This window comes from Sneathiella limimaris (assembly GCF_012932565.1).
GTDB classification, from domain to species: Bacteria; Pseudomonadota; Alphaproteobacteria; order Sneathiellales; family Sneathiellaceae; genus Sneathiella; species Sneathiella limimaris.
This window is the reverse complement of the sequence record NZ_JABBYJ010000001.1, coordinates 1999408-2017340: the sequence shown is the minus strand read 5'-3', so window position 1 is coordinate 2017340 and position 17933 is coordinate 1999408. Positions and strand designations below refer to the sequence as shown.

The 17933-nt window shown below is 49.0% G+C and carries 16 protein-coding genes and 1 tRNA gene; 4 read left to right on the top strand and 13 right to left on the bottom strand.

The genetic code is table 11. The annotated features are described in order from the left end of the window. Nucleotides 1–13 precede the first annotated feature (13 nt). The 8 genes from HH301_RS09785 to HH301_RS09750 all read right to left on the bottom strand — a co-directional run bounded on the left by HH301_RS09785 (nucleotide 14) and on the right by HH301_RS09750 (nucleotide 9449). Nucleotides 14–316, bottom strand: a complete 303-nt coding sequence (locus tag HH301_RS09785; RefSeq protein WP_169568721.1) for a hypothetical protein — start codon at nucleotides 314–316, stop codon at nucleotides 14–16. An 18-nt stretch (nucleotides 317–334) separates the two neighbouring features. Continuing rightward, nucleotides 335–2272, bottom strand: a complete 1938-nt coding sequence (locus HH301_RS09780; RefSeq protein ID WP_169568720.1) for a PAS domain S-box protein — start codon at nucleotides 2270–2272, stop codon at nucleotides 335–337. Between the two features lie 324 nt (nucleotides 2273–2596). After that, nucleotides 2597–2671: transfer RNA gene (locus tag HH301_RS09775), tRNA-Glu, on the bottom strand. A 117-nt stretch (nucleotides 2672–2788) separates the two neighbouring features. Next, nucleotides 2789–4573, bottom strand: coding sequence for a single-stranded-DNA-specific exonuclease RecJ (gene recJ / locus HH301_RS09770; RefSeq protein ID WP_169568719.1), 1785 nt, complete (start codon nucleotides 4571–4573; stop codon nucleotides 2789–2791). 12 nt (nucleotides 4574–4585) lie between these two features. Then, complete coding sequence (glpX, locus tag HH301_RS09765; RefSeq protein WP_169568718.1) at nucleotides 4586–5545, bottom strand: class II fructose-bisphosphatase; 960 nt, start codon at nucleotides 5543–5545, stop codon at nucleotides 4586–4588. A gap of 47 nt (nucleotides 5546–5592) precedes the next feature. Beyond that, nucleotides 5593–6897, bottom strand: coding sequence for a homoserine dehydrogenase (locus HH301_RS09760; protein ID WP_169568717.1), 1305 nt, complete (start codon nucleotides 6895–6897; stop codon nucleotides 5593–5595). Next, complete coding sequence (locus HH301_RS09755) at nucleotides 6875–8095, bottom strand: LL-diaminopimelate aminotransferase (protein WP_169568716.1); 1221 nt, start codon at nucleotides 8093–8095, stop codon at nucleotides 6875–6877. Before HH301_RS09755 ends, HH301_RS09760 begins: the two co-directional genes overlap by 23 nt. A 106-nt stretch (nucleotides 8096–8201) precedes the next feature. Next, nucleotides 8202–9449 (bottom strand): OmpA family protein, encoded by a 1248-nt coding sequence (locus HH301_RS09750; protein ID WP_169568715.1) that lies wholly within the window; start codon nucleotides 9447–9449, stop codon nucleotides 8202–8204. 237 nt (nucleotides 9450–9686) lie between these two features. Between HH301_RS09750 and HH301_RS09745 the strand changes: the two genes are divergently transcribed. Beyond that, nucleotides 9687–11513: a PHA/PHB synthase family protein gene (locus HH301_RS09745; RefSeq protein ID WP_206378253.1), complete on the top strand. Its 1827-nt coding sequence runs from the start codon at nucleotides 9687–9689 to the stop codon at nucleotides 11511–11513. 3 nt (nucleotides 11514–11516) lie between these two features. On the opposite strand, the gene HH301_RS09740 is transcribed toward HH301_RS09745, so the two are convergent. From HH301_RS09740 to HH301_RS09725, 4 genes are read right to left on the bottom strand one after another with little or no spacing between them, the layout of a single operon-like run. Further along, nucleotides 11517–12041, bottom strand: a complete 525-nt coding sequence (locus HH301_RS09740; RefSeq protein ID WP_169568714.1) for a gamma carbonic anhydrase family protein — start codon at nucleotides 12039–12041, stop codon at nucleotides 11517–11519. Between the two features lie 33 nt (nucleotides 12042–12074). Continuing rightward, nucleotides 12075–13136: an N-acetyl-gamma-glutamyl-phosphate reductase gene (gene argC, locus HH301_RS09735; protein WP_169568713.1), complete on the bottom strand. Its 1062-nt coding sequence runs from the start codon at nucleotides 13134–13136 to the stop codon at nucleotides 12075–12077. A 34-nt stretch (nucleotides 13137–13170) separates the two neighbouring features. Further along, entirely contained in the window at nucleotides 13171–13503 is a 333-nt protein-coding gene (locus HH301_RS09730; protein WP_169568712.1) for a hypothetical protein, read from the bottom strand. Between the two features lie 52 nt (nucleotides 13504–13555). Next, nucleotides 13556–14065, bottom strand: coding sequence for a GNAT family N-acetyltransferase (locus HH301_RS09725; protein ID WP_240969571.1), 510 nt, complete (start codon nucleotides 14063–14065; stop codon nucleotides 13556–13558). 116 nt (nucleotides 14066–14181) lie between these two features. Between HH301_RS09725 and HH301_RS09720 the strand changes: the two genes are divergently transcribed. Further along, nucleotides 14182–14829: a LysE family translocator gene (locus HH301_RS09720; protein ID WP_169568710.1), complete on the top strand. Its 648-nt coding sequence runs from the start codon at nucleotides 14182–14184 to the stop codon at nucleotides 14827–14829. Nucleotides 14830–14852: 23 nt separating this feature from the next. Beyond that, nucleotides 14853–15482, top strand: coding sequence for a CatA-like O-acetyltransferase (locus tag HH301_RS09715; protein WP_169568709.1), 630 nt, complete (start codon nucleotides 14853–14855; stop codon nucleotides 15480–15482). A gap of 18 nt (nucleotides 15483–15500) precedes the next feature. Here HH301_RS09715 and HH301_RS09710 read toward each other — a convergent pair whose 3' ends face one another. Beyond that, a complete protein-coding gene (locus HH301_RS09710; protein WP_169568708.1) occupies nucleotides 15501–16028 on the bottom strand; it encodes a PAS domain-containing protein in 528 nt (175 codons plus the stop codon). Nucleotides 16029–16762: 734 nt separating this feature from the next. Here HH301_RS09710 and HH301_RS09705 point away from each other — a divergent pair. Next, a complete protein-coding gene (locus HH301_RS09705; protein ID WP_169568707.1) occupies nucleotides 16763–17923 on the top strand; it encodes an extracellular solute-binding protein in 1161 nt (386 codons plus the stop codon). Nucleotides 17924–17933: the final 10 nt, after the last annotated feature.

Here is a 17933-nt window from a genome sequence, read left to right as displayed (position 1 = left end):
TAACTAAAGACCCTTAATAAATTTTCTGGTCGCGCTGCCCTTTGTCGACTTCGTAAATATGGACAAAATAACCAGCCATAGGGTTTCGGTTCAGATATTCCTGCAGGTAATCTCGACATGCCTGGCTGGCATTTCGAATAAAATACTGCCAAAGGGGTTCCAGTGACCTGGTTTTCGTATCCGTGTGAGGGATGCTGATTGACCCTCCCCACTCGATATCAAATCCAGATAGATAGTTTTCGGCGTAATGGCGAAAGGCAGAGGCTTCATCAATTCTCATGCCTGCTTTATTTTCAAAACAGAGCCGTAAATCCATCAGATTTCCCCTAATCTCCTAGTTATCTGGATCCTCAGTATATTTAGGGAAATATAGGGTGACCGTTGAGCCCTGTCCAAGAGAACTTTCAATCAAAATAGTCCCACCAGATTTTTTGACGAAGCCGTAAACCATACTAAGCCCTAAACCTGTGCCGTTTCCAGCTTCTTTAGTGGAATAGAATGGCTCAAACACATGCTGCAAGGTCGCGTCATCCATCCCTGCCCCTGTGTCCCTGATTTTCAAGCAAACATACTCGCCGGAGGACAAGACTTTGCCAGGTTCGTCCTTTGCCACAACAACATTCTTCAGTTGGATGAACAGATCACCAGAACGCTGCATCGCATCTCGCGCATTGACAGCCAGGTTGAGTAACGTATTCACGAACTGATCCCGGTCCAGAAAGGTTTCCCAAAGACCATCATCTGATGTCAAATGCACTGTAATCATCTGCCCAACGCTGCTTTTCAGAATTTCAAGAAACTCCGAAATTTCGTGCTGCAGGTTTAACCTCTTTGGTTTGAGCATTTGTTTACGGGAATACATCAATAGCTGACTGGTAATCGAGGAGCCTACACTTGCGGCATGAATAATCGTTTTCAGATGAGCTTTGAGACGCTCCGCATCTATTTCCTCTTCCAGCATCTCCTCAGCAAGCTCAGCGTTACCAAGAACTACAGCAAGAAGGTTATTGAAATCGTGAGCTATCCCACCTGTGAGTTGGCCAACGACTTCCATTTTTTGCGATTGCTTTAATTGTGCTTCCAAGACAGTCGGTTCTGTGACATCGCGCCCCACACCTCGATAGCCTAGAAACTCCCCATCTTCAGAATAATAAGGGGCACCGGAAATCTTCCAGTGGCGATGTTCCCCATCTTTTCGAACAAATGTATAAGTGAAATCCTTAAACGGCTTCCTGTCCAAAAGGACTTGGAGGTGCTTTTTGCGGTCTTCTTCTTCATCTTTAAGCGTCACGAGCTCTGATCGCTGCATACCGAGCATCTCATCTCGTGTCATCCCTGCACTTTCACAGGCTGCCTCAGAGACATAAGAAAATTTCAAATCAGCATCCATCTCCCAATACCAGTCTGAAGCGGCATCAGCGAACCCTCTAAAGCGTTCTTCACTGGCTTTAAGTCTTTGCTCAGCTTCGACCTCAATGGTGACGTCTTGCTGCATGGCGATGAAGTTTGAAATGCTGCCGTCGCGCCGAACAACTGGAGAAACAGTTTCCCGACACCAGAAATAGGTTCCATCTTTTCGTTTATTTCGGACGACCCCTTGCCAGCTCTTACCATCTTTAATGGTTGCCCAGAATTTCTTGTAAAAAGCTTGCGAATGTTGCCCTGACGACAAAATCCTTGGCGTTTTACCTTTGGTCTCCGCTAACGAGTATCCTGTAATATTGGTAAAACCTGGATTGGCATACATGATCACGCCGTTGCTGTCCGTTATCAGAACGCCATTTGGTGCATGATCAACTGCCTTCATCAAAGTCTGTAGCTGGCTTGCATTCTCATGCGCGGGAGCCGGCAATTTTTCGATCCGACCAACCCCAACATAGCCAACAAATTTTCCCAGACTACTGACTGGATCTGCGCCGATGAAAAGCTGTTTTTCCTCGCCATACCTATCCGTAAAATCAAATATCAAATCCCTGATAGGGACCTGGTCTTTAACAAGGTTGGCCAGTTGTTCGAGTTGTCTTTGATTAACTGTACTGTCAAAGGCACCAATAGATTTCAGCGCCGAGGTGAAATACTTGCCTTTCCAATCAGAACTTGTCAGGCCAACCTGTTCCTCCAGAAGACCATTGGAATAAATCAGATCTCCATCCTGATCTATTTCCCAAAGCCATTCTGAGATAAGGCTGCCAAAATCTGACACCCGGTGGTCCTTGCGGACCTTCTTCTCATTTACACCACATCTAACAGACTTGGTCATGTGCTTAGTCACAGCGTGCCTCTCCCCCCATAGGCAAACCAGTTCTCTCCCTCACACCATCCATATACTTGCTTAAAAGCTTAATATTCGAAAAGCAAACATTCCGTTAATTATTATAGAAATTTGTCCTTAATTATTGAAAAAAAACAAAAAATTCTCCACCACAAGACATACTCCTATGACAGATTGGTAGGGTTAGATTCCGACAAGCAAAGACTTTAGGTATACGCCGAAAGACTAGGCAAAAAACCACAGCGAAGAAGAAGAGTAATGTCAGTTTGGGAGAAATTAGGCTAATCGTTCAGACTGATTATCGCCTTAGGAAGTCAACACCGGTGGCATCCCCTAGGAGAATTGAACTCCTGTTTCCAGAATGAAAATCTGGCGTCCTAACCACTAGACGAAGGGGACACACCGTGTTGCTGGAGGCAGTTTCTAATGAGTTTTAGCCGCCTGATCAAGTAAAAAATTCAAGAAATTTGAATTTTTTTTGATAGCCCCGGAAAAGTGCGGAATAGCACTGAAATATCAGGATAATCGATACGCATCTTCGATCAGGATCTGAGCCGAAGTCTGCCCTCTCCAGGTATTTTTTCTCAAATGACCGGCAATATGAAAGCGACTTCCCTGATGATTGAGCAAACTATCGCCCAAAGCTGTCTCAAGGGAGTTAAAAGAGATCCCGGTCAAGCGTCCCCTGTTTCCGGTTCCAGTCAAAATCACCCGAACATGTTTATCCCCGACGATAGAGGCTTGAACGATTTTAGCTCCTGACAAAACAAACCGTGGCTCAGGGTTACCAGCTCCATAGGGCCCCGCCTGCTCCAGCTGCTCAATGAGGTCAACAGAGGCTCCCTCAACTCCAAGCGCCCCATCCAACCCAAGACTAGCATTCTGGATCACCTCATGGACATCGCTGCCAAGTCGATGGTTCAGGAACTCTATAAAGTCAGTTATCTGTGGCCGGTCAATTGTTAAACCTGCCGCCATGGCATGACCACCGCCGCCAACGATCAACCCCTTCTGGCGGGCCACCCCGATTGCGGCTCCGAGATCTACGCCAGGCATGGACCTTCCGGATCCCTTTCCGGTGTCTCCATCCATACCGATTACAATGGCAGGCCGCTGATAAGCGTCCTTAACGCGGCTTGCAACAATTCCGATCACACCTGGATGCCAATCCTCACCATGAAGAACAAGTACAGCCGATTGCGATGCCTGCTGGCGCTCAGCCTGCTCCAGCGCTTCCTCAGTTACCCGCTGCTCTATTTCCTTGCGTTCCCGGTTATTTTCATCCAAAAACCGCGCAAGTTCTATACATTCTGAGGGATCATTGCTGTATAATAACCTCGGCCCCACATCAGGTTTTCCAACCCGGCCGCCTGCATTTACCCGTGGTCCCAGAATATAGCCAAGATGATAGGTCCCGGGCTTTTCATCTAGTCCAGAAACATCAGAGAGCGCAACCAGTCCCGGATTTCGCCGCTGTGACATAACCTTTAACCCTTGCGACACAAACGCCCGGTTAAGCCCTTTCAGTGGTACGACATCACAAACAGTCCCGAGTGCTACCAGATCCAGAAACTGCATCAGGTTCGGAGGCTGCCGGTCTCCGTACCAGCCGCTCTCTCTCAGTTCTCTGTTAAGCGCAACAAGCAGAATAAACGTAACCCCAACTGCTGCCAGATAATCATACTCCTGATTTTCATCGTGCCGCTTGGGGTTAATCACGGCTGTAGCAACAGGTAACCGCGTCTCTGCCTGATGATGATCAACGACAATCGCATCGAGCCCGATTTTCTTGGCATGCTCAAATTGGTCAAAGGACACAATGCCGCAATCGACCGTAATGACCAGATCAGCACCCGATGATTTGATAAAATCGAAGGCCTCTATATTGGGGCCGTAGCCTTCCTTGATCCTGTCTGGGATATAAACGCCAAGCGGAACTCCAATGGCGTCAAAAAACCGCTTCAGCAAACTGGAGGACGTCGCACCGTCCACATCATAATCACCAAAGACATAGATATTTTCGCCCGCACGAATAGCTTCGGCCAGGCGCTTTGCCCCTTTGTCCATATCCTGAAAATGACTGGGATCTGGCAATAGTTCGCGAAGTTTCGGATCCAGATAATGATCCGCATCCTCAATTCCAACGCCGCGTCCTGTCAGGACACGCCCTACAATTTCGGGTAATCCCAGTTTTTGGGAGAGAGCGAGGCTGCTGCGATCATCATCTGACCGCAACCGCCATCTTTTTCCCATGAGTGATTTTTCAACGTCAAGAAAAGCCGGACTTATCCTGTCACTCATGCAATTCCGCCTTTATTTTACGCGGTGGCTGCCACGGATGTAGCGAACTGTTCCAGTCTGGGAGCGCATGACAATCGTTTCAGTCTGAACGCGATCGCCAACCTGACGCACACCTTTGAGCATGGACCCATCCGTTACGCCACTTGCCGCAAAGATCACGTTGCCAGCAGCCAACTCTTCCAGGTTATAGATCCGGCCAAAATCACTGATGCCCCATTTTACAGCGCGGGCTTTTTCGTCGTCGTTCCGGAAAACAAGACGACCCTGCATCTGTCCACCAATGCAGCGAAGAGCAGCAGCAGCCAGAACACCCTCTGGAGCACCACCTGTACCCACATACATATCAACGCCAGTTTCAGGGTTTGCTGTTGCCATCACACCGGCAACATCACCATCGGAGATCAGTTTGATCCGCGCCCCTGTTTCGCGAATAGAGGCAATGATGTCAGCATGACGTGGACGATCAAGCACACAAGCCATCATCTGGTTCACAGGAACACCCTTGGCTTCAGCCAGCGCCTTAATGTTATCGCCAGCTGATTTGTCGATATCAATTATCCCTTCAGGATAGCCACCGCCAACAGCGATTTTTTCCATGTAGGTATCAGGTGCATTCAGGAAGTTACCGGACTCTGCAAATGCAATAACGGCCAGTGCGTTTGGACCACCCTTGGCTGTCAGGGTTGTTCCTTCCAGTGGATCCAATGCGATATCAATTTTGGGGCCTTTACCAGTTCCCACTTTTTCGCCGATATAAAGCATAGGAGCTTCATCACGCTCCCCTTCCCCGATCACGATTGTGCCATCAATATCCAGCTTATTCAGGGCTGTTCTCATGGCATCCACAGCAGCCTGATCAGCGGCTTTCTCGTCACCGAGACCGACAAGGTTGCAGGCAGCTCTTGCTGCGGCTTCTGTGACCCGCACGATTTCCAGGGTCAGTTTACGATCTAGTGGGGAAGTTTCAGACATTATCTCTCATCCAAGTTTAAGCCGCGCCTAGCGGCATTCATCAGTCCTTAAAGTGTCGCTATTCGAATCATTTGTGGTTTTGCCACATTATGCTCGAATTGTTCAATAACAGATAGCGCACGAAGCAGGGCAGCTTCTTTAACCTCATGTGTTGTCAACACAACAGAAACCGCAGCTTCTGGCGCCCGCCCCCGTTGCAGCAGGCTCTCGATCGAGATCTCTTCATCTCGGAAAGCCGCTGAAACATCAGCAATCACACCCGGCAGGTCCCGCACTGTCAAACGAACATAATAGCAACCAATATGCTCCTCTACCGGAACTTTAGGCGATTCCTGCATTTTTGCGACAGGAATACCAAAAGTCGGCGTTGTCCGCCCGGCAACAATGTCAACAACATCCGCCATCACGGCAGAAGCTGTCGGACCTTCACCAGCACCGCGCCCTTCATACACGGTGCTGTCCACAAAGTCACCCTCTGCAACGACCGCATTAAATACACCAGACACGTTGGCAATCGGGGTTTCCTTGCGCACCATGCAAGGATGAACCCGTTGCTCTATTCCTTTGTCCGTTTTCCGTGCAACGCCTAAGAGACGAATTTTATAGCCGAACTCTTTGGCGAACTCGATATCAAGCGCACTTACCTCGCGAATTCCTTCTATATAAACGCTGCCGAAATCAACAGGAGTACCGAATGCAAGGCTGGTCAGGATCGCCAGTTTATGGGCCGCATCAATTCCATCCACATCAAAGCTTGGATCCGCTTCTGCATAGCCGAGAGCCTGAGCATCTGTCAGGATCGGATCGAAATCCCGGCCGGTTTCTTCCATCTCGGTCAGTATGTAATTGCAAGTGCCATTGAGAATTCCGTAGACGCGGGAAATGGCGTTTCCGGTTAATCCCTCGCGCATGGCTTTAACAATGGGAATACCGCCCGCAACTGCAGCTTCATACGCAAGAAACGTGTTATTTTCCTCTGCAAGCCGGGCAAGATCGGTCCCGTGGATCGCCAGAAGAGCCTTGTTGGCTGTAACGACAGGCTTGCCCGCTTTCAGGGCTGCCTCGCAAAGATCGCGGGCTGTGCCTTCACTTCCGCCAATCAGCTCCAGAACCATGTCCACATTCGGGTCCGAAACCATATCCACTGCATTATCATACCAGGTCAGCCCATCCAGAGAGACGCCCCGATCCTTACTCCGGTCCCGTCCAGATATAGCGCTCACTTCCAGGGACTCCCCTGAGCGAGCCGTCAGAAGGTCGGCATGTTTATTGAGGATCTTAATGACCCCTGCTCCGACAGTTCCTAGTCCCGCTATTCCAACCTTCATTTTAACTACCGCTTTTCTGGTCATGATAGGCTGCCAGATGGCGATCCGCCTCTGACAGAAATTTCTTTACATTACGCGCTGCCTGACGGATCCGCTGCTCGTTTTCCACCATGGCAATTCGAACAAACTTATCACCATGCTCGCCAAAGCCAAGGCCAGGTGCAACCGCCACTTTTGCCTCTTTCAACAGAAGCTTTGAAAACTCAAGGCTACCTAGTTCCGTAAATGGCTCCGGGATCGGGGCCCAGGCAAACATGGTGGCTTCAGGGGATGGAATATTCCACCCAGCCGCTGCCATCCCTGAAATCATTACGTCCCGACGAGATTGATAAAGTGCCCGTGCCTCTTCCACACAATCCTGTGGGCCATTCAAGGCTGCGGTGGCCGCCACCTGAATTGGCGTAAACGCCCCATAATCCAGATAGGACTTTATCCGGGTCAGCGCGCCGATCAACTGCTTGTTGCCCGTAGCAAATCCCATCCGCCAGCCCGGCATGGAGTAGGTTTTGGAAAGCGACGTAAACTCAACCGCAATATCTTTCGCCCCTTCGACCTGCAGGATCGAGGGTGGTGGGTTTCCGTCAAAGTAAATTTCCGCATAGGCCAAGTCGGACAAAATATACATTTCGTGCTGCTTGGCGAAATCCACAACTCGGCGGTAAAAATCCAGATCAACCGTCATGGCAGTCGGATTGGAGGGGAAATTCAGGATCAGGCAGGTCGGCGTTGGATAGCAATGGGCCATCCCGCGCTCCAGCGCCTCAAAAAAATCAATATGCGGTCCGACCTCAAAATGCCGGACAACCGCGCCCGCAATAATGAAACCGTAAGGATGAATTGGATAGCTTGGATTTGGTGACAGGATCACGTCACCTGGCGTGGTAATTGCCATCGCCAAGTTCGCAAGCCCTTCTTTCGAGCCGAGGGTTGCAATGGTTTCTGTCTCCGGATCAATATCAACCCCGAAGCGCCGCTTGTAATAAGCAGCGTTTGCCCGGCGCAACCCCGGGATCCCGCGGCTAGTGGAATATCGATGGGTCCGACCATCCTGTACCGTGTCGACCAGTTTATCAACAATATGCTTTGGGGTCGGTGTATCCGGGTTACCCATTCCCAGATCAATGATATCTTCCCCCGCCGCTCGCGCCGCCGCTTTCATACGATTAACTTCTTCAAATACGTATGGGGGCAACCTTTTAATGCGGTGAAAATCGGAATTCATCGGTCTGTTCTCGGTAATTGTCTCATTTGGTTGAGCTTATCCACTCCAAAGGAAGCTTTTCTTCCTTTGGCTCATTTTGGTCAACCGTTATTTAAACGATGTTTCTCTAATTGACGAGGAAGATTTCCGTTCTGCGGTTTTTTGCCTCATCGCTAGGCATGGCTTCGCGGGTCAAAGGCATCAAATCACTCTTGGATTCAACGGCAATACTCTCGGACGGAACACCCAGATTAATCAGCGCTTTGACCACGCTGGTCGCTCGCTCTTGAGACATCCGCAGATTAACAAGCTTATGCCGATCGAGAGGTAGTTCGCGTGTCCGGCTGGATGCATGTCCGACCACTTTCACGATACCGCCCTGTTGACCATATTGCTTAGCAATGGACCGCAGTTTACTCATGTCGCCAGATCCAACCCGTGAGGATCCAACTTCAAAATGAATAATGGCTGCTGGCTCACCATAAGAGGAATAGCCGACGTTTTGGGCAGCACCCCCAACACCTGTCGCATTTCCATATCCAAGGGCAACAGGTTGGTTATAGGTATCCTGAACGATCGGTGAGACAGCGACCGCTGAGTTATTCAGAGGCTGAACAGGATAGGACTGGAACTGCGTGCTTGCAGGCAAAGTCGTCGTCGTTGCTGCAGAAGCTGCCAGCTGACGCTGATAAACATCATTTACACCACTGCCACTAATCACAACTGTATTCCCGCCTGGAACACGCTGTGCATAAGCATCTTCCGGGGTTGTTACTGGCGCTGCATTTGGCATCAGCTTAACGCCGCCCTGAGTAGCCTGAGATGGCGCGGCCAACGTAGGAGCAGTCCCAGCTGAAACAGGTTTAGGCGCAGTCAAGGGCGCTGAAGTCACCGGCGCAACAGTTGCCGGAGCTGTAAGTGGCCCGGAAGAGGCAACCGATGCTGAAGGTGCAGCTGCTGCCGGGGCTGGCGCTTCGACCGGCTTGGGCGTAGGTAGTGGTTGGATCGCTGTATCTGCGCGTAGCTTCTGATCTGTATACTGAGCTTTTTCTTTGTCGGCCTTCAGACCTTGCTCAATTGTTTCAGCGTCCTTGATGGAAATTGTTTTCCCAGGCACCGGAGGTGTATCCCCCAATTTTGGAAATTCACCATCCTCATCCGAAGACGTAGCTGGCGCTTTTGCAACCTCTTCTTCGGGCTGCTCTATCTGTTGGGGTGCGTCCGCGGTGTCTTCAAACCAATTAACTGGATTAACCCAGTCTGGTGTTGAACAACCTGCGAGTGCCAGAAAGCTGGCTGCGATCGCCATTCGGGACGCGCCACGCTTCAAACTCTCCACCTCAAGTTCAAACGGAATAATCTTTGTTACAACCATAACTGCCTGCACCTGCTTTGGTCTGTGGTTTTAATTCTAACGACGGCAAATGACGTACTGCTAAAACCCGCCCACGAAAATAATAATCAATAACTTAAAGCACATGGGGGCCAATTCCGCAATATATTCAGAGCAATCTCATTAAAATGCCATATTTTTTCGATTTTTTGATGCCAAGAGATTTGAGTCTGCTAAAGTAGAAGACAAGCAAGATCATAACGTCGGGAGAGGGACAAAATGACCAAGACTACAGAGGACTTTCAACTCCCAACATTTCCTGAAAACAGTCAGGAATTCACTGATAATATGGCCAAGCTCTCGGAAAAGAGTATGGAGCTGGTAAACGAGTTTTACGAGCAACAGAAATCCATGGGCAAGCCTGACCTGGATCCGTTGAATATCGGAAATGCATTTCTGGAACTTACTCAGAAACTACTAACAGAGCCGGATAAACTCGTCCAGGCTCAGACCGAACTATGGCAGGGCTACATGAACCTTTGGCAAAACGCTGCCATGGCGGCAACTGGTCAGAAGGCTGATCCGGTCATTGAACCGGACAAAGGCGACAAGCGGTTCAAATCTGAGGAGTGGCGGAAAAACCAGATCTTTGACTACATCAAGCAGTCCTATTTGCTGACAGCGAAATCCATTAATGACATGGTCGCGGATGTAGAAGGTATGGATGAATTTACTCACAAGAAAGTAGATTTTTATACCAAACAATTTACCGACGCCCTGTCGCCGAGCAATTTCTTCTGGTCCAATCCTGAAGTCTTGAAACGGACCTATGAAACAAAGGGCGAAAACCTGATCGCAGGTATGGAAAACCTGTTGGAGGACATGCGCAATGGTCGCGGGCAATTTAATCCACGCATGGTGCCCGAAGGCGTTTTCAAGGTTGGTGAAAATGTTGCAGTTACTGATGGCAAAGTTGTCTTTCAAAATGATCTGATGCAGCTCATTCAGTACACTCCCACCACCAAGGAAGTGTATAAGCGCCCACTTCTGATTACACCGCCATGGATCAACAAATTTTATATTCTTGATCTCAAGCAGGAAAATTCCTTCATTAAATGGTGCGTTGATCAGGGTTACACCGTCTTCGTGATTTCCTGGGTTAATCCGGATGAGCGGCACATCCACAAAACGTTCGAAAGCTATATGTCGGAAGGCATTCTGGCTGCTCTTGATGCGATCGAAACAACATTGGGTGAAAAAGAGGTTACCGCCATTGGCTATTGCATCGGCGGAACGCTGATGTCAGCTACCCTTGCTTATCTCGCAGCGATTGATGAAGACCGGATCAAGGCCTGCACCTTCTTTGCGACCCAAACCGATTTTGAAGACGCAGGTGATCTGTTGCTCTTTACTGATGAAGAGCAAGTCCAGATGATTGAACGGAAAATGAAGGAAGCTGGATATCTTGAAGGCAAGAATATGGCGACCACCTTCAACATGCTTCGCTCTAACGATCTAATCTGGTCTTTTGTTGTGAATAATTATCTGATGGGTAAGGATCCCTTCCCGTTTGATTTGCTGTTCTGGAACTGCGACACGACCAACATGCCCCCGCAAATGCACAGCTTCTATTTGCGCAACATGTACCAGAAGAACCTGCTTAGCAAACCGGGCGGTCTAACCCTTGGCGGACAGTCCATTGACCTTTCCAAGGTCAAGACACCCATCTTTGTTCAAGCCAGCAAAGAAGATCATATCGCGCCTTATACATCTGTATATAAAGCCACTCAGTTGATGAGCGGTCCCGCCGAATTCTGTCTGGCGGGCTCTGGTCATATCGCGGGCGTGATTAACCATCCAGATGCCAAGAAGTATCAATACTGGACGAACAGTTCTCGCAAGAAATATGAAACGGCTGAAGATTGGTTTGCTGATGCGACGGAACACCCTGGTTCCTGGTGGCCACATTGGGATAAGTGGTTATCCAAGAAATCCGGCAAAAAAGTCCCTGCTCGCGATCCTTCAAAAGGGAAACTAAAACCTTTAGAGGACGCACCTGGGTCTTATGTCAAAGTTAAAGCAAAGCCTGGAAAAGCAGCGGGTTAGGCCCTACTGCTCATCTAATTTATAAATCTGAGCGAGCTCCGCATAATGCTTTGCGCCGCTCGTCAGGTTGGAGATTTCCTCGTCACTGAGCTTACGCAGGCATTTGGCTGGGGATCCACCCCACAGCTCACCGCGAGGAACCCGCTTGTTGGGGGTGACCAGTGCGCCTGCCGCGACCATGGCCCCGCCCTCAACGACCGCACCGTCCAGGATAGTTGCCCCCATACCGACAAAGCTTCCATCTTCCAATGTGCAGCCATGGACCAGGCAGTTATGTCCAACAAGAACATCATCCCCAACAACAGTTGGATGCGTGCCGTTGGACACATGAATAACAGTCCCGTCCTGAATATTGCTGCGCTTGCCGATCCGTATGTAATTCACATCACCGCGCACAACACAGTTAAACCAGATGCTGGATTTCTCGCCGATGACAACATCGCCAATCACCTCAGCAGACGGAGCGATGAACGCGCTTTCATCAATCTCTGGGGTTGTCCCCTTGAAGGTTCTGATATTGCTGCTCATCGTTAAGCTCCGTCTTTAATCTGTTTTTTTTTGTTATGGGAACAGGGCAACCTGTTCAAGTCCCAGGGTTTCAGGAAGTCCAAACATCAGGTTCATATTTTGAACAGCCTGTCCGCTAGACCCTTTGACCAGGTTATCGATTGTCGCAATTACGGTTGCCCGGCCCGGGATCCGATCCTCAAACACATTGAGGACGCAATGGTTTGATCCCCGAACCATCTGGGTCTGCGGGACATTACCTTCATCCAGCAAGCGGACAAATGGCTCATCCTTGAACCGGTTTGCAAATTCGGTGCGGATATCCTGAACACTGACGCCATCTGCCAGCCGAACATGACAGGTCACCAATTCACCCCTGCTCATCGGAATAAGATGTGGAATAAAATTGACCCGCATTTCAGCGGCGTCCAGTCCTGCTGCCCTGGCAACCTCCTGCTCAATTTCAGGTGCATGCCGATGCTTGGCAACGCTGTAAGGGCTAAGCCCTTCGCCAGCCTCACTGAAAAGTGTGTTTTGCTTCAGGCCACGGCCCGCGCCTGTCACACCGGATTTTGCATCGATGATCAGGTCCTTGGCATCAATTAACCCGGCAGATACCAACGGCAGAAGCGCAATCAGGGTTGCTGTCGGATAGCAACCGGGGCAAGCCACGAGCCGCGCGGCTTTCACATCATCCCGGTAAAATTCGGTTAGGCCATATACCGCATCCTTTTGCAGATCCATCGCCATATGGGGGTGACCGTACCATTCTGCGTAAGTTTCCGCATTCCTGATCCGGAAATCCGCGCTCAGGTCAACGACCTTCACATTGGCTGGCAGGGTTGCGATAATTTCCTGTGTCGTACCGTGAGGCAATCCGCAGAAAACAACGTCGACAGATGACCAGTCGGCCTCATCCACGGAAATCATATCCGGCAGGCCATAGCCACCCAAATGGGGATAAACTTCCTCGACGGATTGACCAGCTTTGCGGTCTGCTGTCAGCAGGGTCAGGTCTACCGATGGATGCCGGAGCAAAAGCCGCATCGCTTCCGCACCCGTATAGCCACTGGCACCCAGGATACCAGCTTTGATTTTTGTATCTGTCTCACTCATTTTAGTTGCCTGCCAGAGTTGGCAGTTCCCTATTCTATTTTGTCAGGTAAGATTTGTGCTCGCCTTTTAACGCTTTGTCGGCGAACCAAATCAACATATTCAGGTCGAAATCTTCAAGTTCCTCCTCGCTTAATCGGAGGCGTCCTTTTTTCAATCCTGACAAAATGACTTTTTGTGCTTTTCTGAGCAGTGCATTTTTTATGGAATTGCGCACTTCCAGCTGGTCAGACATTTCAGCGACAACTTCCTCAGCCGTGAAGCGGTGCTCATACCCTTTGATCTGAACGGCAAATGACCCCTCGCCATCTACCTCGATGCCAAGATCCTCAATACCAATGTCTTTCATATCCTTGATGGGATATTCCATGAGCCGAATTCCATAAACGTGCTTGTTTTCCGGGAGAGTGTCTTACACCAATTTATGCGCTGCGCAAAGACTTCTCATAATAGTATTCTGTGGTTTGACTGAGATCCTGTAGCTCTCGTGTCTCAGTCTTGCCTTTAAACCCCCGCCGCTCATAGAGTTGATGAGCAGTTTCAAAACGCGTATCCGTCCAGAGAATTAACTTTTCAGCCTCTCTTTGATGAGCGGCATTTTCGACCAAATCACACAGCCTGGTGGCGATACCCTGGCGGCGGATGCGATTGTCCACATATAGATGTTTTATTTCACAGACCCTTTTATCATAGGTATAGCCTATGGATCCGACAATTTGCGCATCCCGCGTCGCAACCCAGAACTCACCGTCTTTTTCTGCAAAATAAGTGGCGATATATCGAAGCTGTGGCTCCTCTGCATCCACATCCAGAATGCAGCCTTCATAATCCGCATAACAACGGTCAACCAGCTCGATCAACCCATCCGCATCCTCATCCACGGCTGCCCGGTATTTAATCTCCACGAAATCCAACTCCCTACTCAAAACCATCACCAGATAGCCCCTTCACGCATCTGACAACGCTCCTCTTACACGATCCATTTTGATCTTGTCGATAGAAGATAAAGCCGATAGCGTTGGGCAACTTCAATCCAAGGGTCATTTTGATGCTTCCAGATCTGGCAACAATTCTACTGTTTATCTCATCCGCCTTCATGCTGACAATCGCGCCGGGGCCAGACATTATCTATGTGGCTATGCGCGGATTGGCACAGGGCTGGAAAGCGGGCCTTGTTGCAGCACTGGGGCTGATTACCGGGATTTTTGTCCATATTACTTTGGCGGCAGTTGGATTATCTGCCGTGCTGGCAAGCTCCCCCCTTCTTTTTGCGCTCGTGAAATATGCAGGGGCTGCTTACCTCATTTACATCGGCTGGAAGATTTTCCATGCTCCGGCCGTTACAGTCCACAAGGATGGAATTGCTCCTCCTCTTGGCCAGATTTATCGCCAGACCATTTTGATGAATATCCTTAATCCAAAAGTCGCGCTGTTCTTCCTGGCCTTCCTGCCGCAGTTCGTCAGTGCGGACAGCCAGAATGTGACGTTCGAGCTGGTTTTCTTTGGGGTCCTTTTCCAGCTGACAGCCCTTGTCATCATGGGGTCTGTCGGCCTATTCGCTGGCGCCATCACAGCCCGCCTAAATCAAGGCGCATCCAACAGCACCCGCCTGACAAAAGTTGCAGGAAGCGCAGTTATGGCCCTTGGCGCCTATATTCCAGCACAGGATTTATGGGCGTTCTGGGAACAGGCTTAACTTAAAGAAAAGCGGGTAAGTCCATGAATATAAAGCGGGTTGATCTGGATCGCTGGAGCCGAAAAGAAGCCTACCATCTTTTTCGCAAAGCTGATTTTCCATTCCTGTCGCTAACGACAGATATTAATGTAACACCGCTGATGACAACGTCGCGAGACATGAGGCCACCACTTTTTAACTTCACACTTTTTTCGGTGATGCGGGCTATCAATGACATTCCGGAACTGCGCATGCGTTTTGATGAGGACGGGGTATTTGAAGTCGACCGGACCGATCCCTCATTTACGGTCCCGATCAACGAAAATGATTTTGCCTTTTGTGAAGTCCCCTTTGCGGAGAACTGGCATGAGTTCAACAAAATTGCCTCAGAGAGAATTGAAGCTGCGAAAACCCAAACCAAGCTGGAAGACAACGCAGATGCGCTGAACTGGACCTATCTTTCCTGCATGCCGTGGATACACCTTACAGGTGCCATGCACCCGATGATGCATAAAGATGACTGTATTCCGCGGATTGTCTGGGGCAAATATATCCAACGCGGCGAGGATTGGATTCTGTCTTTAAACTTGCAGGCCCATCATGCGCTGGTGGATGGCAAACATGTGGCTGATTTCTTCTCCAAGACTGAGGATTTCCTTGCTCAAGTCCCTTAAAAGACAGCCATACTCACACTAAAAAGTAATATGGCATGCCCGCGTTGCGTGGATGGTTACAACTTTATCTTCACGGGTTCCAAATTGCCCCATACGCTCCGGCGCCACCGTCATCCCGATGATCCGGTTTGCCTGCCCTTCATTATCCAAAGCAGGAAGGCAGATAGAACTTCCAGTGACCTTAACCCCGCTTTCCGTATAGCCAATGAGATCGGTGTAAAGCCCCATGCCATTTTTAAGCATCTGTATAAAGTGCTGGCGAACCTGCTCCCGTTCCACATCGGTCCAAAGGCTCAGGAAATCCAAATTGGTGTAGTCCCATCCAAATGCATCAGCCAAGCCAGTCCCCATCAGGCGACAATGTAATTGGCCGTCTGGCTGAAGTTCATAAATCGCCATACCTGGCAATAAATGAGTTACATCTGCTGGATTAAAGTCTGACTGCCGGGGAAGTTCATCGGAAGTTCTGAGGCTATCCCAATAAGCCGCAAACTCGCGTAACCGGTCATCACTCCAGTCAACATCCCCAAACTGCTTTATGGACATCCGTCGGCCCCCACCGTCGTCACAAAACCCTCTTCTCATTGTTTAATTTCTGAAGGTTTTTACGTTACATAACTAATTGCTTATTCGCTTGTCTGCGCCCTAGATACCTATTCCAATTCTCTAAAACAAGTAAAATTCGTGGCTAAATGAGGCTTGATGAAAGAAACCCATAAAATAAACGTGAACTGTGAATCATATTCATATTTGAGAGCCAATTTTATCGACTCTCCTATGCCAAAAGTTACATTTTTTGATTTTATTCAAATGACTGCCAAAGGTTGATCGAAACAAGCCATGCTGAATTAACGACGGATAGTTTCGATGATATTTTGAGCAAATAATTTGCGTTTTAGTTTCGATTGCATTGATTCGAAATTTTAAGAAAGTTCATCCTGTTTCAGAACGCTTTATTTCCAAGTAACTTCAAGCATGTGTAAAAACCTGTGTTTGAATCCAATCGATGATTGAAAAATATGCACCCCTGCCTGACTTTTAATCAGGCCCAAATTTTAGCCATTTCTAACAAAAAATGTTTGGCTTTCAAACGTTTGAAAGCATTCTCTGAAATAAAATTAAATGTTTTCACACGAACAATCTTGGTGTTATCGTTTTTTCATTCGTATCGTTTTTGGCACGGTTTTGAGAGACTGCAGGGAGACTGTCATACCAATTTCGCAAATTCGTGCTGAGGTCATTCGTGACCTAAATTTCTACTCAACAACTGGGAGTCGTTAATGACAAAACATATTGATAAAACAGAAGCGCCATCCGCTGGTGGTGTTAGCCGCCGGAGTGTCGTGAAAGGTGCCGCTGCGGTTGGTGCTTTTACAGTTGCTGGTCCTGCATACATTAAAAATGCCCTTTCCTCTTCAGGAGAGATCAACATTCTGATGTGGTCAGACTATCTGCCACCCAAGTTCATTGCAGACTTCGAAAAAGAAACCGGTATCAAGATCAATTACACTGGTATCGGATCAAACGAAGAAATCATCAACAAAATGAAAGCCAACAAGGGGCAAGGCTTCGACATTGTTTCCCCAACTAACAACCAGGGTCTGGAATGGGGACCGCTCGAGCTGCTTCAACCATTTGATCTCAGCAAGGTTCCACTGGACAAAGTTAATCCAGCCATGTCTGCCATTGGTGAGAAAGACTGGAACTTTGACAGCAAAGGTTCGCATTGGCTGCCACATATCTGGGGTACCGAAGGAATTGCCTGGCGGACTGACAAATGGGCTCCTGCTGGCGCAGCACCAAGCTATGGTGATGTCTGGGACGAAGCGAACGCAGGTAAAACCATGGGTCGCCCACATTCAATGATGCTGGGTGCTGGCCTTTACATGGAAACAATCGGTGAACTTGAGCCAGGTGACATGTGGAAAGCTTATGAAAGCGAAGCTACAATGCGTCCAATCTGGGAAAAAGTCACAGCCTGGTGTATCGCCCGTAAGAAAAACCTCAAGCTTCTGTGGAACGATGCAGATACACAGAAAAATGGTCTGCTGAACGAAGGTGTGATTGTTGGCCAGACTTGGGATGGTCCTCCACTCGCCCTGAAAACTGCTGGCGACCCAATCATGTACCAGGCACCAAAAGAAGGTTCCATGGCATGGGTTGACGGTATGGCAATGCCAATCGGCGCCAAGAATGTTGACCAGATTTATGAGTTCATCAAATTCTCATACATGGCTCAGCACGCTGGTAAAGCAATTGATGATCACGGCTATAACTCACCAGTTCTGGGTGCTGACAAATTTGCTGGCGATGCCTACAAGAAGAACTTCGCGGATGCGTATCCTGGGGATTCCCTCAGCAACTTGAACCCATGGCCACCACAGGCACCATGGTATGCTGAAATCCGGACAGAATATGTCAACAAGTTCAAGAGCGCTTAACCGCTAATCC

What these genes read in the sequence shown, in the direction of transcription:
- HH301_RS09785 (WP_169568721.1), bottom strand. Translation starts at nt 316, where the DNA reads ATGGATTTACGGCTCTGTTTTGAAAATAAAGCAGGCATGAGAATTGAT.
- recJ (WP_169568719.1), bottom strand. Translation starts at nt 4,573, where the DNA reads ATGAGTGACAGGATAAGTCCGGCTTTTCTTGACGTTGAAAAATCACTC.
- glpX (WP_169568718.1), bottom strand. Translation starts at nt 5,545, where the DNA reads ATGTCTGAAACTTCCCCACTAGATCGTAAACTGACCCTGGAAATCGTG.
- HH301_RS09760 (WP_169568717.1), bottom strand. Translation starts at nt 6,897, where the DNA reads ATGACCAGAAAAGCGGTAGTTAAAATGAAGGTTGGAATAGCGGGACTA.
- HH301_RS09755 (WP_169568716.1), bottom strand. Translation starts at nt 8,095, where the DNA reads ATGAATTCCGATTTTCACCGCATTAAAAGGTTGCCCCCATACGTATTT.
- HH301_RS09750 (WP_169568715.1), bottom strand. Translation starts at nt 9,449, where the DNA reads ATGGTTGTAACAAAGATTATTCCGTTTGAACTTGAGGTGGAGAGTTTG.
- HH301_RS09745 (WP_206378253.1), top strand. Translation starts at nt 9,687, where the DNA reads ATGACCAAGACTACAGAGGACTTTCAACTCCCAACATTTCCTGAAAAC.
- HH301_RS09740 (WP_169568714.1), bottom strand. Translation starts at nt 12,041, where the DNA reads ATGAGCAGCAATATCAGAACCTTCAAGGGGACAACCCCAGAGATTGAT.
- argC (WP_169568713.1), bottom strand. Translation starts at nt 13,136, where the DNA reads ATGAGTGAGACAGATACAAAAATCAAAGCTGGTATCCTGGGTGCCAGT.
- HH301_RS09730 (WP_169568712.1), bottom strand. Translation starts at nt 13,503, where the DNA reads ATGGAATATCCCATCAAGGATATGAAAGACATTGGTATTGAGGATCTT.
- HH301_RS09725 (WP_240969571.1), bottom strand. Translation starts at nt 14,065, where the DNA reads ATGGTTTTGAGTAGGGAGTTGGATTTCGTGGAGATTAAATACCGGGCA.
- HH301_RS09720 (WP_169568710.1), top strand. Translation starts at nt 14,182, where the DNA reads ATGCTTCCAGATCTGGCAACAATTCTACTGTTTATCTCATCCGCCTTC.
- HH301_RS09715 (WP_169568709.1), top strand. Translation starts at nt 14,853, where the DNA reads ATGAATATAAAGCGGGTTGATCTGGATCGCTGGAGCCGAAAAGAAGCC.
- HH301_RS09710 (WP_169568708.1), bottom strand. Translation starts at nt 16,028, where the DNA reads ATGTCCATAAAGCAGTTTGGGGATGTTGACTGGAGTGATGACCGGTTA.
- HH301_RS09705 (WP_169568707.1), top strand. Translation starts at nt 16,763, where the DNA reads ATGACAAAACATATTGATAAAACAGAAGCGCCATCCGCTGGTGGTGTT.